Source organism: Mesorhizobium sp. M3A.F.Ca.ET.080.04.2.1, assembly GCF_003952525.1.
Taxonomy (GTDB): Bacteria; Pseudomonadota; Alphaproteobacteria; order Rhizobiales; family Rhizobiaceae; genus Mesorhizobium.
This window is the reverse complement of record NZ_CP034451.1, coordinates 315,430-330,847: the sequence shown is the minus strand read 5'-3', so window position 1 is coordinate 330,847 and position 15,418 is coordinate 315,430. Positions and strand designations below refer to the sequence as shown.

Genomic DNA, 15,418 nt, shown 5'->3' with positions numbered 1-15,418 from the left:
CGGCTATTGTAAATACGTAAATACATATTATAACCCTTGCCGGCCGACAGAGGCCCTGGGCGCCCAGCAAAAAACGAGGGCATCCGCTTGTCGGTTTGCGTACGACGCTGCGCCAGAAAGATCGCCTGGCCTGGCTTATCGGAGGGACAAAAGAAGTGGCACTGTTTCGGGCTACCTTGGCTCGCCCCGACATTAGCGGCGCTGGCCCATACGAGGCAGACCTTCGATCCGTCTGCCCTGACATCGACCACTCCCACGGACGGGCAGATTGCCGGGGGCGGCTCTTTGCTGACCACGCAGAGTTGACCATGGACTTCGTCGGCAGGGACGGTGATCCGAGCGCACCCGCCACCGTCAGGACAGAGTTCGCACGAGCCGTTGCTGCCGGCGTCTCGCATGAGATAGACATCAAGGGCGCCCTCTATATTCAGCGGCTGCTTGATCGGGCAGAGCGGACGCTGGCCCCTTGATCATCGCCTCTGCGAGACCGCTGCATGCATAGACCAGCAATTGCCGACCTTCCGGACTCGATTTTCGAGATCGATCGAGCCTCGTCGGTTCCGATCTATCGCGAACTGGCCTCGCGGCTCGCCGACGCCATCACTTCGGGAAAGCTGCCGCCCGGAGCGCGTCTGGAGAACGAGACCTCGCTCAGCGAACGGCTGGGAATTTCACGCCCGACGATCCGTCGGGTCATAGAAGAGCTGGTCGGGATGGGCCTTCTTGTTCGCAGGCAAGGCATTGGTACGGTCGTGGTTCCACCGGCGCTGTCGCGCAAGATGGAGCTGGTCAGCCTCTGGGACGATTTGCTTAAGATGGGCCAGAATCCATCGACGAAGTTGCTCAAGCGCGAAATCATACCGGCAGACGCCCATGTGGCGGCAGAGCTGGGGATCACATTGGGAGAGGACGTTCTTCACTTGCGCCGACTACGTCTGGCCAACGGCGTCCCCCTCGTGATCATGGAGAACTTTCTGCCTGGCCAGTACGCCGACATTTCCGCGGAGGACCTGACAAGTCGCGGCCTCTATCAAAATCTCGGACGCCGGGGCGTAACCATCCAGGTCGCACATCAATCGGTCACGGCACGCCTGGCAACCTCGGCGGAATCGGATCTGCTCGACCTGCCCTCCCATGCTGCGCTGTTGACTTCCAAACGAACGGCCTACGACGCTTTGGGTAAGGCATCGGAGACCGGCAACCACTGTTACCGGCCCGATCTCTACGCATTTGAGTTCACACTGGTTAGAGGATGATGTGGCCTCCGCCTTTGGGGCGTGCCGCGATGTTTATGCCAATGTCTATTTCGTCAGATGCGGCTTTGAAACCCTCGCTTGGCATAATAGCCGACGATTATACCGGCGCGCTCATGGTCGCGTGCTATCTCGAGGCAGCCGGTATTTATGCTCCCCTGGTATTTGATGCAAAAGCGGCGGTGCCCGGTGCCCGGGTCATCGTGGCGGGCACTCGCACCAGACTGGCCCCGGTCGAAGAGGCATTGTCGGATATCAAGGCAATCGCCGATGCTTTCACGCAGCTCGGCTATTCGCGACTCTCCTACAAAACCTCCGCCGGCTTCGATTCGACAGAACGTGGCAACATAGGTCCAGTCGCGGACTACCTGGCGGATCGTCAGGGAATTCGTCCCGTGGTCATGGCCGCAGGATTTCCAGAATTCAACATCACGACGCATCAAGGTTATCTTTTTTACCGCGGCCGTCTCGTGTCGGAATCGATAAAGAGGTTCGATCCCCTGACGCCAATGTCGGACCCGGACCTGGTTCGTTTCCTGTCTCGTCAGACCACACATGGTGTTGGTCTGATAAATCATATTCAGATGCGTCAGGGGCCGGAGGCAGTTGCATTGGCAGCTGATGCCTTGGCAGGTGCCGGAAACGGGCACATTTTCTTTGACATAAGCGACGACCAGGACATTGAAATCGCCGCCCGCTTTGCGATCGAGCGCGAGTTGGTGGTGGTGGCGAGCGATCCTTTTGCCGTGGAATACACCAGGATGCTGGCTTCCGGCGAAGGACCACAAAAGCCAGCTCCCCATCATGCAAAGGGACCTGCGGCCGTCCTTGCAGGCACTGTCGGACCGGTCATCTTGCGACAGCTGGAGGCTTTCGCGAAAACTTACCCGGTGCTTTCCCTTGACCTTCTTGATCCGCGAGGCAGCGAGGCGGTCATCGGCGGCGCGCTCGCCTGGGCCGATCAGCATATCGGTGCTCAGCCATTTGCAATTTCGACAGCCAACGATGCTGGTGCGGCTGAACGGGCTCAGGCGGCGTTCGGACCGATCGCGGCTGCTCGCAAAGCTGAGTACATTCTTGCATCGATCGCCAGCGCACTGCGAGACCGAGGTATCCGACGCTTTGTTGTGGCCGGCGGAGAGACCTCCGGTGCCGTCGTCAGGTCGCTTGGTATCGGCGCGGTTCGTGCCTTCGCCGAAGGGCCGATAGGAACGGGCTTTTGCGTGGCCGAAGGTCCGGACCCGATTTCGCTGTTTCTCAAGCCGGGTAAGCACGGGGGAGATGACATTCTGATCCAGGCTCTTGATCACATGGTTTAGCAAAGCATTGTCGGGTGATCGCAGAATGCGACACCAGAAGTGTGCCTGATGCTGCAGTCGATTGGGAACTGAAAGGTCGGACCGGTTCGACGCGACAAGCCAACGTCATTCGAAACTGAAACTGCAATGCTGGAGGTTGTTATGACAAAGCGGTGGAAGGTGCGTCCTCAGAATTCAAATTGGGGCGAGTTCGGTGACGACGACCAGATTGGCAGGCTCAATCTCATCACATCCGAATGCCGGCGCAACGCAGCCAAGGAAGTGATCGAAGGCTTGGCATTTTGTCTGAGTGTTCCTCTCGACCTGCCGGGAGGCAATCTGCTGGTCTCCAACAGGCTTCCTCCCACCCGCACCATCGCAAGAAAGGAAGGGCGGCCATTCGTCAACTTTCCGTTCTGCTGCGATAATCCTGACTGGAACGATATCGGCAGCGATGATGCCGTGACGATCTATACGCAATATTCGACCCAGTGGGATGCACTTGGCCATATCGGCTACGAGTTCGATGCCGACGATGATGGTGTCGCCGAGGTTGTATATTACAACGGATATCGAGGTGGCCGCGATATTGTGGGGCCGGATGCGGAAGGCGGCGCCGGTGCACGTCGACTTGGCATCGAAAACATGGCCGAGACCTGCGTCCAGGGACGGGGCGTGATGGTGGATGTGTTTTCGCGGTTCGGGGCAGACCGCAAGTTCGTCGGCTACGACGACCTCATGCAAATAATGGAACAGGACAAGGTCGTGGTGGAGCGAGGCGACATGCTTTGCATTCACACCGGCTGGAGTACCGCGGTGGTGGAGCGCAAGGATAACCTTGACACTCAGCTGCTCCATGAATCTCACAGCGTGCTTGATGGCTCCGACGAGAAGCTTCTGCGCTGGATTGATTCCAGCGGCGTTTCGGCCATCATCGCGGACAACTTCGCCGTCGAGGGTTTCCAGACGAGCAGCGCGGACGGGAGCAAGCGCTTTCCCGCGCTCCCGCTTCATCGGCGCTGCATCGTGGAGCTGGGCATCCATTTGGGCGAGCTTTGGCTTTTGTCCCCGCTTAACGCCTGGCTTAAAGCGCATGGCCGGTTTCGGTTTCTGTTGACGGCTCCGCCTCTGAGGATGCCGGGTTCCTTTGGTTCTCCCCTTACACCGGTGGCGACGGTCTAGGCAGTTCGCCGCCCAGTCTGCCTTGAGGCTGCTCGAGCCTTTTTTGCGAAGCGCCGGAATGGCGCTTCGGCGGTGCGCTGCAGCAAATGTAATCGTTGACATGCCGATCCTCCTGTGATGTATACGTTTACACGGCTCCCGCTGGCCGTGATAGCCGGTGAGACGTACCGCTCAAAATTGATCGCTGCAGGCGATTGCGCCCGGACAGACAGGGGACTTGCGTTGGAAAAACTTAACGTTGCGATGATCGGCACAGGGTTCATGGGGAAGGCGCATTCCATCGCCACCGCGGTCGTGCCGATGTTGTTTGGGGCGCCAATCGAAATTGAGCGTCGCGTGATTGTGGACGTCGAGGAGACCCTCGCCAAGAACGCCGCCAAAAATTACGGATTTTCCGAATACAGCACCAACTGGCGCGAGGTCGTCGAGCGCCCCGACATCGACATCGTCGACATCTGCACGCCGAATGATACTCATGCCGCGATCGCAATTGCCGCAGCCAAGGCCGGCAAGCACGTCATGTGCGAGAAGCCGATGGCGATGAGTGTGGCTGAGGCGGAAGAAATGTTGGCCGCAGCCAAGAAGACCGGCGTTGTGACGATGGTGTCCTACAACTACCGCCACACACCCGCCCTGCAGATGGCAAAGCGACTGATCGACGAGGGGCGCATCGGCAAGCTGCTGACGTTTCGTGGCTATTACCTCCAGGATTGGGGCGCGGATCCGAAGGCGCCGCTTTCTTGGCGCTTCAACAAGGCAAAGGCTGGCTCGGGCACGCTTGGCGATATCGGAACGCACGTGATCGATGCGGCCAGGCTCCTGGTCGGCGAGGTCGAGGCGGTCAACTCGATCGTGAAGACCTTCGTGCCGGAGCGTCCCTTGCCGGCAGGTCACTTCTTCGGCCAGCGGGGCGAGGCCTCAAAGGAAATGGGCAAGGTAGACGTTGATGATCATGCGCTCACCATGATCAAGTTCACCAATGGCGTTTTCGGCACCATCGAAGTCACCCGCAACGCGTACGGCCATCATAATCAGCTTGGTTTCGAAATCGCCGGTACGTGCGGCACCATCGCATTCGACTATCAGCGTCTCAACGAATTGCGTGTCGCTTTCGCAGATGACGCTCCGGACGCCTTTGGCTTCCGCACTATCTATTCGGGCCCTAACCAGCCTTACGGCGACTTGCTCTGGCCGGTTGCGGGCATGGGTCAAGGTTACATCGATATCAAATCGATCGAATGGTACAACTTCCTCAAGGCCATTGCCGAAAAGAAGCCGGCTGCGCCGAACTTCGAAGATGGTGTGCAGATCGAGCGTGTAGCCGAGGCGATTCTTGCCTCGGGTGAAAGCGGTGCCTGGGAAAAGGTGCCGCAGCTGGCCCACTGAGATTTGAGATTCAACGAAGCCGCGCCGCGCTGGGCAGTGCGCGATGGCCTCGACAATGGAGATACCCAATGACCATCAAGCTCGCCATGCATACCTGGCCTTATGCGAGCAACCCGACGTGGTTGCCGGCCTACACGCTTGAAGAAACCATCAGGCGCATCAAAAAGATCGGCTACGACGCCATCGAAATCGGCGCGGCCAGCCCGCACGTTTTTCCGCCGACGCTTAGCAAGCAGCGCCGCAAGGACATCGGCCAGATGCTGAAAGATTACGACATGGACCTGGCCGCGATGCTGCCGGCCCATGGCGGTGGCCCTGGCAACAACGTGGCGTCGCCAATTCCGGAGGAACGTCGTTGGGCGATCGATCACTACAAGGATATGGCGCAGCTTACGGCCGACTGGGGCGGCAAGCGACTGATCTGCCTGCCGGGATGGTACATCTTCGGTACGACATATCGGCAGGCTTGGGACTGGGCTGCCGAGGCAATCCGCGAGATAGCACGGTTCTCAAGGGATATTGGGGTCGAAATCGTTATCGAGCCCACGCCCGAAGACAGCAACATCGTCAACACCTGTGACAACACGATCGACATGATGAAGGACGTCGGCGAACCCAACGTACGATTGATGTTCGACGCCCATCACGTCATCACGGAAAAGGAAGTGATGAGCGACTACGTCTATGCCATGGGCAAGGACCTGGTCCACATCCATGCCTCGGACAACAACCGGCTGCCGCCGGGCAAAGGACGAGGTGACTTTCCGGCCTTGATCGAGGCGCTGCACGAAACGGGCTTCGACGGCTATCTATCGATGGAATGCGGCTTCCATCAGCGTGGAATCGAGCCTGACTGGGTGGCGCGGGTGTGCCTGGAATACCTCAAGCCACTTGTTGATGCCGCTAACAGGTCGGTCACGCCCGTCAAGGATAGAGCTCGCGCGTAATCATTTGGCGTTGGCTCTCCGCTGCAATGACACTGCTTTTCGACAAGACATTCGGGGCATTGCGGAATTACTCAGAGGTCGCCTGCATAGAGATGACCAAGAAGCCTCCAACCATCCGCGATGTGGCGCGCCTGTCGGGCGTGTCAACGGCCACCGTCTCACGTTTCTTTTCTGGCAAGGAAAGCGTGATTGCTCCCGAGACCGGCGAGAGCGTTCGTAGTGCCGCGCAGGCGCTGGGCTACACGCCTTCCGAAATCGGCCGTTCTCTACGCCTGGCGCGCAGCAACGTCGTGATGATGCTGGTTCCTGATGCGACCAATCCTTTCACGGCCGACGTCGCGGCATCCGTTGAGCAGTCACTCAACGGCCTTGGGCTTTCGATGGTGCTGGCCAATGCATCGGAGGATGCCGATCAACAGGATCGGCTGCTGGCCGATGCAGAGGGACTTCGCGCTCGCGCCGTCATCTTGCAGGGCGCCATGGATACGCCGCGGCTGCGCGAGATGGCCGTGCGCCACAACAACCTCATCTTTGTGAATCGCCGACCTGCGGAAGGCATTTCAGCGCCTTATGTTGGAATTGACAATTACGCCGCCGGCGTCGCCGTTGGCCGCTATTTTTCGGAACGCGGCTACCAGAACCAGGTTGCCATCCATGGTCCACGTCCATTCTCAGGCAGCATCGAGCGTCTGGACGGGTTCCTCGAAGGCCTGGGCGGTCCAAATGTTTTAAAGTTTGAAAGCTCGTACAAGATGGAGGCCGGCTATCACCAGGCCTTGGGTCTCCTGTCTGATCGCAGCCGTCGATACTCGGTCTTCTGCGGCAATGACATGATCGCCTACGGTGTTTATCGCGCTGCCTCTGAACTGAAGCTGAGCGTACCCGAGGATGTTGTCATCTTCGGTTTCGACGACAATCGCCTGAACGAATGGCTGGCTCCTTGGCTGACGACCGTCAAGGTGCCGGCTTTTGAGTTCGGGCCAGCAGTTGCTGCGTTGATCGACAAATCAAACGAGGATGAGTGCGAGCAGAACGTAATCTTGCCTTTTAAGCTGCAGATCCGGAAGTCGGCCTAGCGAGGATAATACGCAAAGGGCGATCATGTCTGAAAGCAGACACGAGAGGCAGGATCATTCGGGAGGAAATGTTCATGAAGGAAATGTTCTTTTTAGGAGCTGTAGCGCAAGGCCGGACAATCGAAACATCGGTCCGAAAAGCACTCCGGAACACTGAGATGTACTTGGGCGGCAACTAGACCATCTGTGGATGATCCCGCGCGCGGATCATTCTTGTATTTGTCGCAGTCCAAGGAGGCCAGTTCAATGCTCAGTTCATCCACAATCCAGGTTGTGCGCGAAAGTGGTGCCCCTCCCGGCTCGCAATATCTTCTCGACGTCAAAGGCGTCCGCAAGGAATTTCCCGGTGTCCTTGCTCTCGATGACGTCGAGCTCTGTCTGAAACCCGGCACGGTTCATGCCTTGATGGGCGAAAATGGCGCCGGCAAATCCACTTTGATGAAGATCATTGCGGGAATCTACACACCTGACTCAGGCTCGTTCAAACTTCGCAACCAGGAAATACGGCTTTCATCGCCCCTCGACGCGCTCGAGAATGGAATTGCCATGATCCATCAGGAGCTCAATCTGATGGCTCCGATGACGGTTGCCGAAAACATCTGGATCCGTCGCGAGCCAAAGACTGCCTTGGGGTTCATCGACCATCGCGAGCTCAGGCGCCGAACCGGAGCCCTCTTCAAGCAACTTAATATTGGCATCGACCCAGACACTGAAGTCGGCATGCTGAGCGTCGCCAATCGCCAGATGGTCGAGATCGCGAAAGCCGTTTCTTACGATTCCGATGTCCTGATCATGGACGAGCCGACCTCGGCACTCACAGAGCGTGAAGTCGAGCATCTTTTCGAGATCATTCGCACGCTGAAGGCCCAGGGCAAGGGCATCATCTACATCACCCATAAGATGAATGAGCTGTTCGAGATCGCCGATGAGGTTTCGGTCTTCCGTGACGGCAAATACATCGCAACGAAGCCAGCTGGTGAAGTAACGCGCGACGAAATCATTCGCATGATGGTCGGTCGCGAGATTTCGCAGATGTTCCCGAAGGCAACTGTACCGATTGGCGATGTCGTCCTGCGGGTGCGTGATCTTGCCCTGAAGGGAGTTTTCGAAGGTATCAGCTTCGATGTCAGGGCAGGCGAGATTTTAGGAATAGCCGGCCTGGTGGGGGCTGGCAGGTCCAACATCGCTGAAACCATCTTTGGTGTTACCCCGGCCACTTCGGGCACGGTCGAGATCCAAGGCAAGACTGTTTCGGTCACCACTCCAGCGATCGCCATGCAGCACGGGATGGCGTTCCTCACTGAAGATCGCAAGGAGACGGGCTGCTTTCTCCTTCTGGACATTCAAGAAAACGCTCAAGTGGCAACGCTGGGCAGTGGTTATGTCCGCCACGGATTCGTGGAAGAAGGGCGGCTCACGCGCGATTGCGAGGCAATGACGAGTGCGCTGCGCGTCAAGACCCCCGATATGAACGAGCCGATTTTGAATCTGTCGGGCGGCAACCAGCAGAAGGTCCTAATCGCCCGTTGGCTTTTGACGAAGCCCCGGATCCTTATTCTGGATGAGCCAACACGCGGCATCGACGTTGGTGCTAAGGCAGAGATTCATCGAATGATCTCTGACCTCGCAGGGCAAGGCGTGGCGGTAATCATGATCTCATCCGAGATGCCCGAGATACTTGGCATGAGTGACCGCATCATGACGGTTCGTCAGGGCCGCATGGCAGGCATTCTCGATCGCGCCGAGGCGAGCCAAGTCAAGATAATGGAGATGGCAGCACAATGACTTTGACACAGAGCGCCACCTCAGTGGCCAAATCCCAAAAGAGGAAAAAACTGTCGAACGAGCTGTCGATCCTGGGCGTGCTCCTTGGGATCGCCTTGATATTCGAGGTACTTGGCTGGGTCTTCGTCGGTTCGTCGTTCCTGGCCAATCAACAACGGCTGTCGATCATCATTCTCCAGGTTTCGGTGACCGGCATCATCGCGGTTGGTATGACGCAGGTGATCATCACCAGTGGTATCGACCTGTCGACGGGGTCGGTCGTTGGCCTTGCAGCCATGGTGTCGGCATCGCTCGCGCAGAGTTCCACCGATATGCGTGCCATCTATCCCGCTCTCACGGATTTGTGGCCGATTTGGCCAATCTTGTCGGGGCTCCTCGTTGGCTTGCTTGTTGGCGTCATCAACGGGCTTTTGATTGCCAAATCCAACATTCCACCTTTCATCGCGACTTTAGGTACGATGGTGGCGGCTCGGGGCTTGGCCAAATGGTACACCAATGGCCAGCCCATTGCCCTGCTGACGCCTGAATTCACCTGGCTTGGCCGCAGCTTCAATATCCTGGGCTTTCCCCTGCCACTGCCTGTGATCATCTTCCTCGTCGTTGCGCTTTTGGGCCACATTGCGCTTCGATATACGCGCTACGGCAAGTTCACCTATGCCATTGGCGCGAACCCGCAGGCCGCGCGCGTATCGGGCATCAACATCGGAGCCCACCTCATCAAGGTCTACATCGTGTGCGGCCTGCTGTCCGGACTTGCGGGCGTTGTCACCGCGGCACGCGCAGCTTCCGCGCAAGCCGCAATGGGCACGGGCTATGAACTCGACGCCATTGCCGCCGCGGTGATCGGCGGAACGTCGCTTGCGGGAGGTGTTGGACGCATCACCGGTACCGTGATCGGCACCATCATCCTCGGCGTCATGATGTCTGGCTTCACCTTCCTGAAGGTGGGCTCTTACTACCAGGAGGTCATCAAGGGAGCCATCATCGTCCTTGCTGTCGCGATCGACCAATATCGTCGCGCGCGACGGACCCGAGTCTGAGCTCACTTCCACGAAACAAAACATCGGCGAGAGATAGATGTCCGCGTTGCAACTTTCCCACCAAGACCTTCTGAAGATTTACCGAACGATGCGCATGATCCGCCGTTTCGAGGAACGGGTTATGGCCGAGATGGCGACCGGCGACATTCCGGGCAACACCCATCTCTATGCTGGCCAGGAGGCGAGCGCTGTGGGGGTTTGCCTGCAGCTTGAGGAGGGCGACTACATCTCGTCGACCCATCGTGGTCATGGCCATTCGATCGCCAAGGGCGTCGACATCGACAGCATGATGGCGGAGCTGTTCGGCCGCGCCAGCGGCACCTGCGGCGGCAAGGGGGGCTCTCAACACATAGCGGACCTCCGCAAGGGGATGCTTGGCGCGAACGGCATCGTGGCGGCCGGCGCGCCGATCACCTGCGGGGCGGCGCTCAGCATGAAGGTGCTGGGCTCCAGGCAGGTCGCGGTGGCCTTTGCCGGCGACGGCGCCATGAACGAAGGGGTGATGTCGGAGAGCTTCAACCTCGCCAAGATCTGGAACCTGCCGATCGTCTTCGTCATCGAGGACAACGGCTTTGGCGAGGCCACCGCCAACGCGGCTGTGTCGGCCGGCAGCTTCACCCGGCGCGCCGAGAGCTATGACATCCCGACCCTGGAGGTCGACGGGACGGACGTGTTTGCCGTCTACAGCGCCGCCGGCGAGGCGGTGGAGCGGGCGCGAGGGGGCGGCGGCCCGACGATGCTGCATGTGCATGTGCCGCGCTACTACGGCCATTACAGCGGCGACCCCGACACCTACCGCACGCCCGAGGAGAAGAAGGCCATGCGCCAGGAGCGCGACTGCCTGGTCAGCTTCCGCCGGCGGATGAAGGAGGTGTCGCTGCTGGAGGAAGCCGAGCTCGACGCGGTCGACCAGGAAGTCGAGGCGGCGATCGACCAGGCGGTCGCTGCTGCCCGGGCGGCGCCGTTCCCGCCGCTGTCGGCGCTGACCAGCGATGTCTATGTGAAGTATTTGTGAGGGGCTGACGGACAATGGCACAAAAATCTTTCCGGCAGGCGCTCAACGAGGCGCTGCACTTCGAGATGGCGCGCGACCCGCGCGTCATCATGATGGGCGAGGACCTGACCGGCGGCGCCGGCGCCAATGGCGTCAAGGATGCCTGGGGCGGCGCCTTCGGCGTGACCAAGGGGCTGCTTGGCGCCTTCGGCCCTGAGCGCATCCGCGACACCCCCATCAGCGAGGCGGCCTTCATCGGCGCTGCCGCGGGGGCCGCGCTCACCGGACTGCGGCCGATCGCCGAGATCATGTTCGTCGACTTTGCCGGCGTGTGCCTCGACCAGATCATGAACCAGGCGGCCAAGTTCCGCTACATGTTCGGCGGCCGCGCCAAGACCCCGCTGGTCATCCGCGCCACCTATGGCGCCGGCAGCCGCTCGGGCTCGCAGCACACCCAGGCGCTGCATTCCATCTTCACCCATATCCCCGGCCTCAAGGTCGTCATTCCCTCGACGCCTTATGACGCCAAGGGGCTGCTGTTGCAGGCGATCCGCGACGACGATCCGGTCATCTTCCTGGAGCACAAGATGCTCTACGACACGGTGGGGGAGGTACCGGACGGCGCCTACACCATTCCCTTCGCCGAGGCGCGGGTGGCGCGCGATGGCAAGGACGTGCTGATCATCGCCATCGGCCGCATGGTCTCGGTTGCCGAGGAGGCTGCCCGCAAGCTCGCCGCCGATGGGATCTCGGCCTGCATCATCGACCCGCGCACCACCTCGCCGCTCGATGAGGACACGCTGCTCGACTTCACCGACAAGATCGGGCGTGTCGTCATCGTCGATGAGGCCAATCCGCGCTGCAGCGTGGCCACCGACATCTCGGCGCTGCTCGCCGACAAGAGCTTCGATGCGCTGAAGGCGCCAATCAAGCTGGTCACCGCGCCGCATTCGCCGGTGCCTTACGCCCCCAATCTGGAAGACGCCTACATCCCCACGGCCGCGGCCGTGGCGAAGGCGGCGACTTCGATTGCCAAGAGGTAGATGAAGATGTCGACGATCGAGGCCGTGACGGTGCCCAAATGGGGCATGACGATGACCGAGGGCACCATCACCCAGTGGATGGCCAAGGAAGGCGACAGCGTCGCCCATGGCCAGGAACTGCTGGAGATCGAGACCACCAAGGTCACCAATGTCGTGGAGGCGGCGGCAAGCGGCATCCTGCGGCAGATCGTGCTGAAGGAAGGCACGACCGCGCCGGTCGGCGCGCTTGCCGGCGTCATTGCCGACCAGGCGGCAAGCCAGGAAGAGATCGATGCCTTCATCGCCTCCTATGCCGACCGGCTGGGCGCATCCGGGGACGGGCAGGCGGGCGCTGTGGCGCCGCGCGCGATTGCCGTCGGCGAGGGCGTCATCAACGTGCTGGAGACGGGACTGGCGGGCGAGGAGGCGGTGGTCTTCCTGCACGGCTTCGGCGGCGACCTGTCGACCTGGCTGTTCAACCAGGCGGCCATCGCCGAAACGCACCAGACCATTGCCATCGACCTGCCCGGCCATGGCGCTTCCTCGCCGCTCGCCGGTGGCGATGACCTTCTGGCCAGGATCGTGACCGCCGTCGAGGCAGCCCTTGAGGCGGTGGCGCCGACCAGGATCCATCTGGTGGCGCATTCCTTCGGCGGCGCGGTCGCCGCGGTCATTGCCGCCAGCCAGCCGCAGCGTGTCGCCTCGCTCACGCTGATCGCGCCGATCGGCCTTGGCAAGACGATGAACCGCGACTTCCTCACCGACTTCATCGCCGCCGAGCGCCGGCGTCCGCTGCTTGGCGTGCTGGAGCGCCTGTTTGCCGATCCTTCCAAGATCACCAGCGACATGGTCGAGGGCACGCTGCGCTTCAAGCGCCTGGAAGGCGTTCCGGAAGCGCTGACGGCGATTGCCGACATCATCGCCGACGACACCGGCCAGCGCCAGTCGATCACCGAGGCGCTCGCAGGCCTCAAATGCCCGGTGCTGCTGATCTGGGGCGACCAGGACCAGATCGTGCCCGTGCCTCAGGCCGCCGACCTGCCGGCCAACGCAAGGCTCATCATCATCCCAGGCGCCGGACACATGCCACAGATGGAAGCCGCCTCAACCGTCAACAACGCCATCAGCGAAAATATCAAAAGCGACACCTGAGCAAGGCCTGAGTCCAAAGTGCGAAGAACGTCAAACCAGCAGAAAACCTCATGACAGAGCAGGACTACTATCGGGCGCGGCTGTTGGGGTATTCCGATCGCCTCAGCGCCAGACGGGGTGAAAAGCTGACCTTTTTCGTCAGCGCCCCCAAGGGATCCTTCCAAGCCGAAGTTCGCCGTCTAATCAGCGTGGATGGAAGACCAGGAGCGGGTGGCGTCAAGCATGAGGCGGTATCAAGTTCATTGGCTGAGCAGTACGAGGGCTGTGAACAGCGCTCCTCCATTGGTGGTTTCGCCGCCTTCACAAATCCGGCCCTGCAGACCAATGGGCTGCCGCTCAGTCTTGCCTTCTCGTTTCGCCCGACGGTGCTTACTTCAAAAAGCCAGGTACTGTTTTCATTCAACGGCAAGGAGTCATCGACGGCCATTCGCATCCGCGACCGCAAGATAGAATTGGTCATAGACGGTCGGGGAAGATCGTTGCTGCCGCTGAACGTGGCCACTCAGAACTGGTATAGGCTGGTGATCGTCGTCTCGTCCAAAGAAGCAACGATCTTTGCCGCGCCGCTCAACGGGACCGGGGGCAGGGGACCCGTCGCGGAAGCCGTGGTTGCCCTGGAAGACAGCGTTTTCTTTCCAAGCGGCTTTGAAGGCGACGTCACGATCGCTGCTGCCCGACAGGAGCGGGACACTGTTCAGCACTTCACCGGCAAGGTCGGAGAAATCGAGATCTGCAATTCGATTCTTGGCCGCGAGCATGTGATGCTGATGCTAAACGGCGTCGAGGCGAAGATGCTTGTTGGGACTCAGGTGACCTCCTCCTGGTCGATGGGCAAGAATGTCGCCCCCATGACGATCCCTAACGATATAGAGGGCGGGCCGTCACTTTCCCTTTTCAATCTGCCGATGCGCGCCGTTACTGGATCTCGCTGGCGAGGCAGGTATGACCGCGCGGAACTGGTGCCGGAGGAGTACAACGCAACCCTGTTTCACAGCGACATGGTCGAAGGTGGCGACTGGAAACCAAGCCTGGAACTGGAGGTCGAGCGGGGTTGGCGTTCCGGAATCTATGCGCTGCGTGTCCATGACGGCCAGGATGAGGACTGGATTCCATTCTATGTGCGGCCGGCGGCCGACAGCAAACACGCGCGGGTGGCGTTCCTCGCTCCAACCGCCACCTATGTGGCCTATGGCAATGAGACGAACAGCACTGCCTCGATCGGCGATGATCTCAGTCTGATGAAGACCGAGTTCATCGGTCCCCAGGACGCTGACAAGTATGTATCGGTCCATCCCGAGCTTGGCCTGTCGATCTATGACAACCACCAGGATGGCGCCGGCGTCGCCTACGCATCAAGATTACGCCCGCTTCTCAATTTCCGGCCGTTCCATATCCACTGGCTCAACAACTCCTACAGGCATTTTGCCGGTGACTTCTATCTGATCGACTGGCTGGAGCATCATCGTTTCGACTATGATGTGCTGACAGACGATGATCTCCACCTCGAAGGGGTAGCCTCGCTGCGCAGCTACGCGGCGGTCATCACAGGCTCACATCCCGAATACTATTCGGAACGAATGCTCGACGCGGTCACCGAGTACGTCGATTCAGGCGGCAATCTGATGTATCTCGGCGGCAACGGTTTTTATTGGGCGACCAGCTTCCATCCGGACAAGCCGCATGTGCTGGAAGTCCGGCGCGGCTACACCGGCGCACGCAACTGGAGCTCGCCTCCGGGAGAGACGGTCCATGCCTTTACCGGTGAGCAGGGCGGCCTGTGGCGAAATCGCGGGCGAAGCCCCCACCGGCTGACCGGTATTGGAATGGCGGCAAACGGCTTTAGCAAGGCCGCCCCGTTCAAACGCACCAACACATCCGGCTCATCTGAACTCGACTGGATTTTCCAGGGCGTGGGAGACGAACTGATTGGTGCTGAAGGCATGATGCTTGGGGGCGCTGTCGGGGATGAGATAGACCATACCGATTATGATCACGGCACGCCGCCTGAGACGGTTGTGCTAGCGACCTCGACCGAGCTCTCGACCCATTTCCAGCCCGTAATAGAATACTACACGAACATGCTTCCGGAGCAGGGGGGATCAAAGAACCCTCTGGTGCGGGCGGATATGACCTGGCTGCGAAGGCCCGGGGGAGGCGCGGTATTCTCCGTCGGATCGATTTGCTGGATCGGCTGCCTTCCCATAAATGGATACGAGAATCCCGTTTCCCGCGTCACGCACAACGTTCTTTCCCACTTCGTGGGAAATATGGTTTAGGCGACAA

Annotated in this window: 13 protein-coding genes; all 13 read left to right on the top strand. The window is 59.9% G+C overall.

Going from position 1 to position 15,418, the window contains the following annotated elements:
* The first annotated feature begins 308 nt into the window (after positions 1 to 308).
* Positions 309 to 470 (top strand): hypothetical protein, encoded by a 162-nt coding sequence (locus tag EJ074_RS29490; RefSeq protein ID WP_165349815.1) that lies wholly within the window; start codon positions 309 to 311, stop codon positions 468 to 470.
* 24 nt (positions 471 to 494) lie between these two features.
* Complete coding sequence (locus EJ074_RS01455; RefSeq protein WP_095808427.1) at positions 495 to 1,256, top strand: GntR family transcriptional regulator; 762 nt, start codon at positions 495 to 497, stop codon at positions 1,254 to 1,256.
* A 29-nt stretch (positions 1,257 to 1,285) separates the two neighbouring features.
* Positions 1,286 to 2,572: a four-carbon acid sugar kinase family protein gene (locus EJ074_RS01450; protein ID WP_245454784.1), complete on the top strand. Its 1,287-nt coding sequence runs from the start codon at positions 1,286 to 1,288 to the stop codon at positions 2,570 to 2,572.
* Positions 2,573 to 2,713: 141 nt separating this feature from the next.
* Positions 2,714 to 3,733, top strand: a complete 1,020-nt coding sequence (locus tag EJ074_RS01445; protein ID WP_129552682.1) for a cyclase family protein — start codon at positions 2,714 to 2,716, stop codon at positions 3,731 to 3,733.
* A 222-nt stretch (positions 3,734 to 3,955) separates the two neighbouring features.
* Positions 3,956 to 5,119 carry a Gfo/Idh/MocA family oxidoreductase gene (locus EJ074_RS01440; RefSeq protein WP_165350035.1) on the top strand — a complete coding sequence of 388 codons (1,164 nt, stop codon included), beginning with the start codon at positions 3,956 to 3,958 and terminating at the stop codon, positions 5,117 to 5,119.
* Between the two features lie 68 nt (positions 5,120 to 5,187).
* Positions 5,188 to 6,066: a sugar phosphate isomerase/epimerase family protein gene (locus tag EJ074_RS01435; protein WP_095808424.1), complete on the top strand. Its 879-nt coding sequence runs from the start codon at positions 5,188 to 5,190 to the stop codon at positions 6,064 to 6,066.
* Positions 6,067 to 6,158: 92 nt separating this feature from the next.
* On the top strand, positions 6,159 to 7,142 hold the full coding sequence (locus tag EJ074_RS01430; protein WP_129553974.1) for a LacI family DNA-binding transcriptional regulator: 984 nt from the start codon (positions 6,159 to 6,161) through the stop codon (positions 7,140 to 7,142).
* Between the two features lie 246 nt (positions 7,143 to 7,388).
* A complete protein-coding gene (locus EJ074_RS01425) occupies positions 7,389 to 8,927 on the top strand; it encodes a sugar ABC transporter ATP-binding protein (RefSeq protein WP_129552681.1) in 1,539 nt (512 codons plus the stop codon).
* Positions 8,924 to 9,967 (top strand): ABC transporter permease, encoded by a 1,044-nt coding sequence (locus EJ074_RS01420; RefSeq protein WP_095808423.1) that lies wholly within the window; start codon positions 8,924 to 8,926, stop codon positions 9,965 to 9,967. The genes EJ074_RS01425 and EJ074_RS01420 overlap by 4 nt, the downstream gene beginning before the upstream one ends.
* A 37-nt stretch (positions 9,968 to 10,004) precedes the next feature.
* Positions 10,005 to 10,982 carry a thiamine pyrophosphate-dependent dehydrogenase E1 component subunit alpha gene (locus tag EJ074_RS01415; RefSeq protein ID WP_129552680.1) on the top strand — a complete coding sequence of 326 codons (978 nt, stop codon included), beginning with the start codon at positions 10,005 to 10,007 and terminating at the stop codon, positions 10,980 to 10,982.
* 14 nt (positions 10,983 to 10,996) lie between these two features.
* Positions 10,997 to 12,004, top strand: a complete 1,008-nt coding sequence (locus EJ074_RS01410; RefSeq protein ID WP_095806394.1) for an alpha-ketoacid dehydrogenase subunit beta — start codon at positions 10,997 to 10,999, stop codon at positions 12,002 to 12,004.
* Positions 12,005 to 12,010: 6 nt separating this feature from the next.
* The gene (locus EJ074_RS01405) at positions 12,011 to 13,135 is read left to right on the top strand and encodes an acetoin dehydrogenase dihydrolipoyllysine-residue acetyltransferase subunit (protein ID WP_129553973.1); all 1,125 of its coding nucleotides are present in this window, start codon (positions 12,011 to 12,013) and stop codon (positions 13,133 to 13,135) included.
* A 50-nt stretch (positions 13,136 to 13,185) separates the two neighbouring features.
* Positions 13,186 to 15,411: a N,N-dimethylformamidase beta subunit family domain-containing protein gene (locus tag EJ074_RS01400; protein ID WP_129552679.1), complete on the top strand. Its 2,226-nt coding sequence runs from the start codon at positions 13,186 to 13,188 to the stop codon at positions 15,409 to 15,411.
* Positions 15,412 to 15,418 lie beyond the last annotated feature (7 nt).

What these genes read in the sequence shown, in the direction of transcription:
- EJ074_RS29490 (WP_165349815.1), top strand. Translation starts at nt 309, where the DNA reads ATGGACTTCGTCGGCAGGGACGGTGATCCGAGCGCACCCGCCACCGTC.
- EJ074_RS01455 (WP_095808427.1), top strand. Translation starts at nt 495, where the DNA reads ATGCATAGACCAGCAATTGCCGACCTTCCGGACTCGATTTTCGAGATC.
- EJ074_RS01450 (WP_245454784.1), top strand. Translation starts at nt 1,286, where the DNA reads ATGTTTATGCCAATGTCTATTTCGTCAGATGCGGCTTTGAAACCCTCG.
- EJ074_RS01445 (WP_129552682.1), top strand. Translation starts at nt 2,714, where the DNA reads ATGACAAAGCGGTGGAAGGTGCGTCCTCAGAATTCAAATTGGGGCGAG.
- EJ074_RS01435 (WP_095808424.1), top strand. Translation starts at nt 5,188, where the DNA reads ATGACCATCAAGCTCGCCATGCATACCTGGCCTTATGCGAGCAACCCG.
- EJ074_RS01430 (WP_129553974.1), top strand. Translation starts at nt 6,159, where the DNA reads ATGACCAAGAAGCCTCCAACCATCCGCGATGTGGCGCGCCTGTCGGGC.
- EJ074_RS01425 (WP_129552681.1), top strand. Translation starts at nt 7,389, where the DNA reads ATGCTCAGTTCATCCACAATCCAGGTTGTGCGCGAAAGTGGTGCCCCT.
- EJ074_RS01420 (WP_095808423.1), top strand. Translation starts at nt 8,924, where the DNA reads ATGACTTTGACACAGAGCGCCACCTCAGTGGCCAAATCCCAAAAGAGG.
- EJ074_RS01415 (WP_129552680.1), top strand. Translation starts at nt 10,005, where the DNA reads ATGTCCGCGTTGCAACTTTCCCACCAAGACCTTCTGAAGATTTACCGA.
- EJ074_RS01410 (WP_095806394.1), top strand. Translation starts at nt 10,997, where the DNA reads ATGGCACAAAAATCTTTCCGGCAGGCGCTCAACGAGGCGCTGCACTTC.
- EJ074_RS01405 (WP_129553973.1), top strand. Translation starts at nt 12,011, where the DNA reads ATGTCGACGATCGAGGCCGTGACGGTGCCCAAATGGGGCATGACGATG.
- EJ074_RS01400 (WP_129552679.1), top strand. Translation starts at nt 13,186, where the DNA reads ATGACAGAGCAGGACTACTATCGGGCGCGGCTGTTGGGGTATTCCGAT.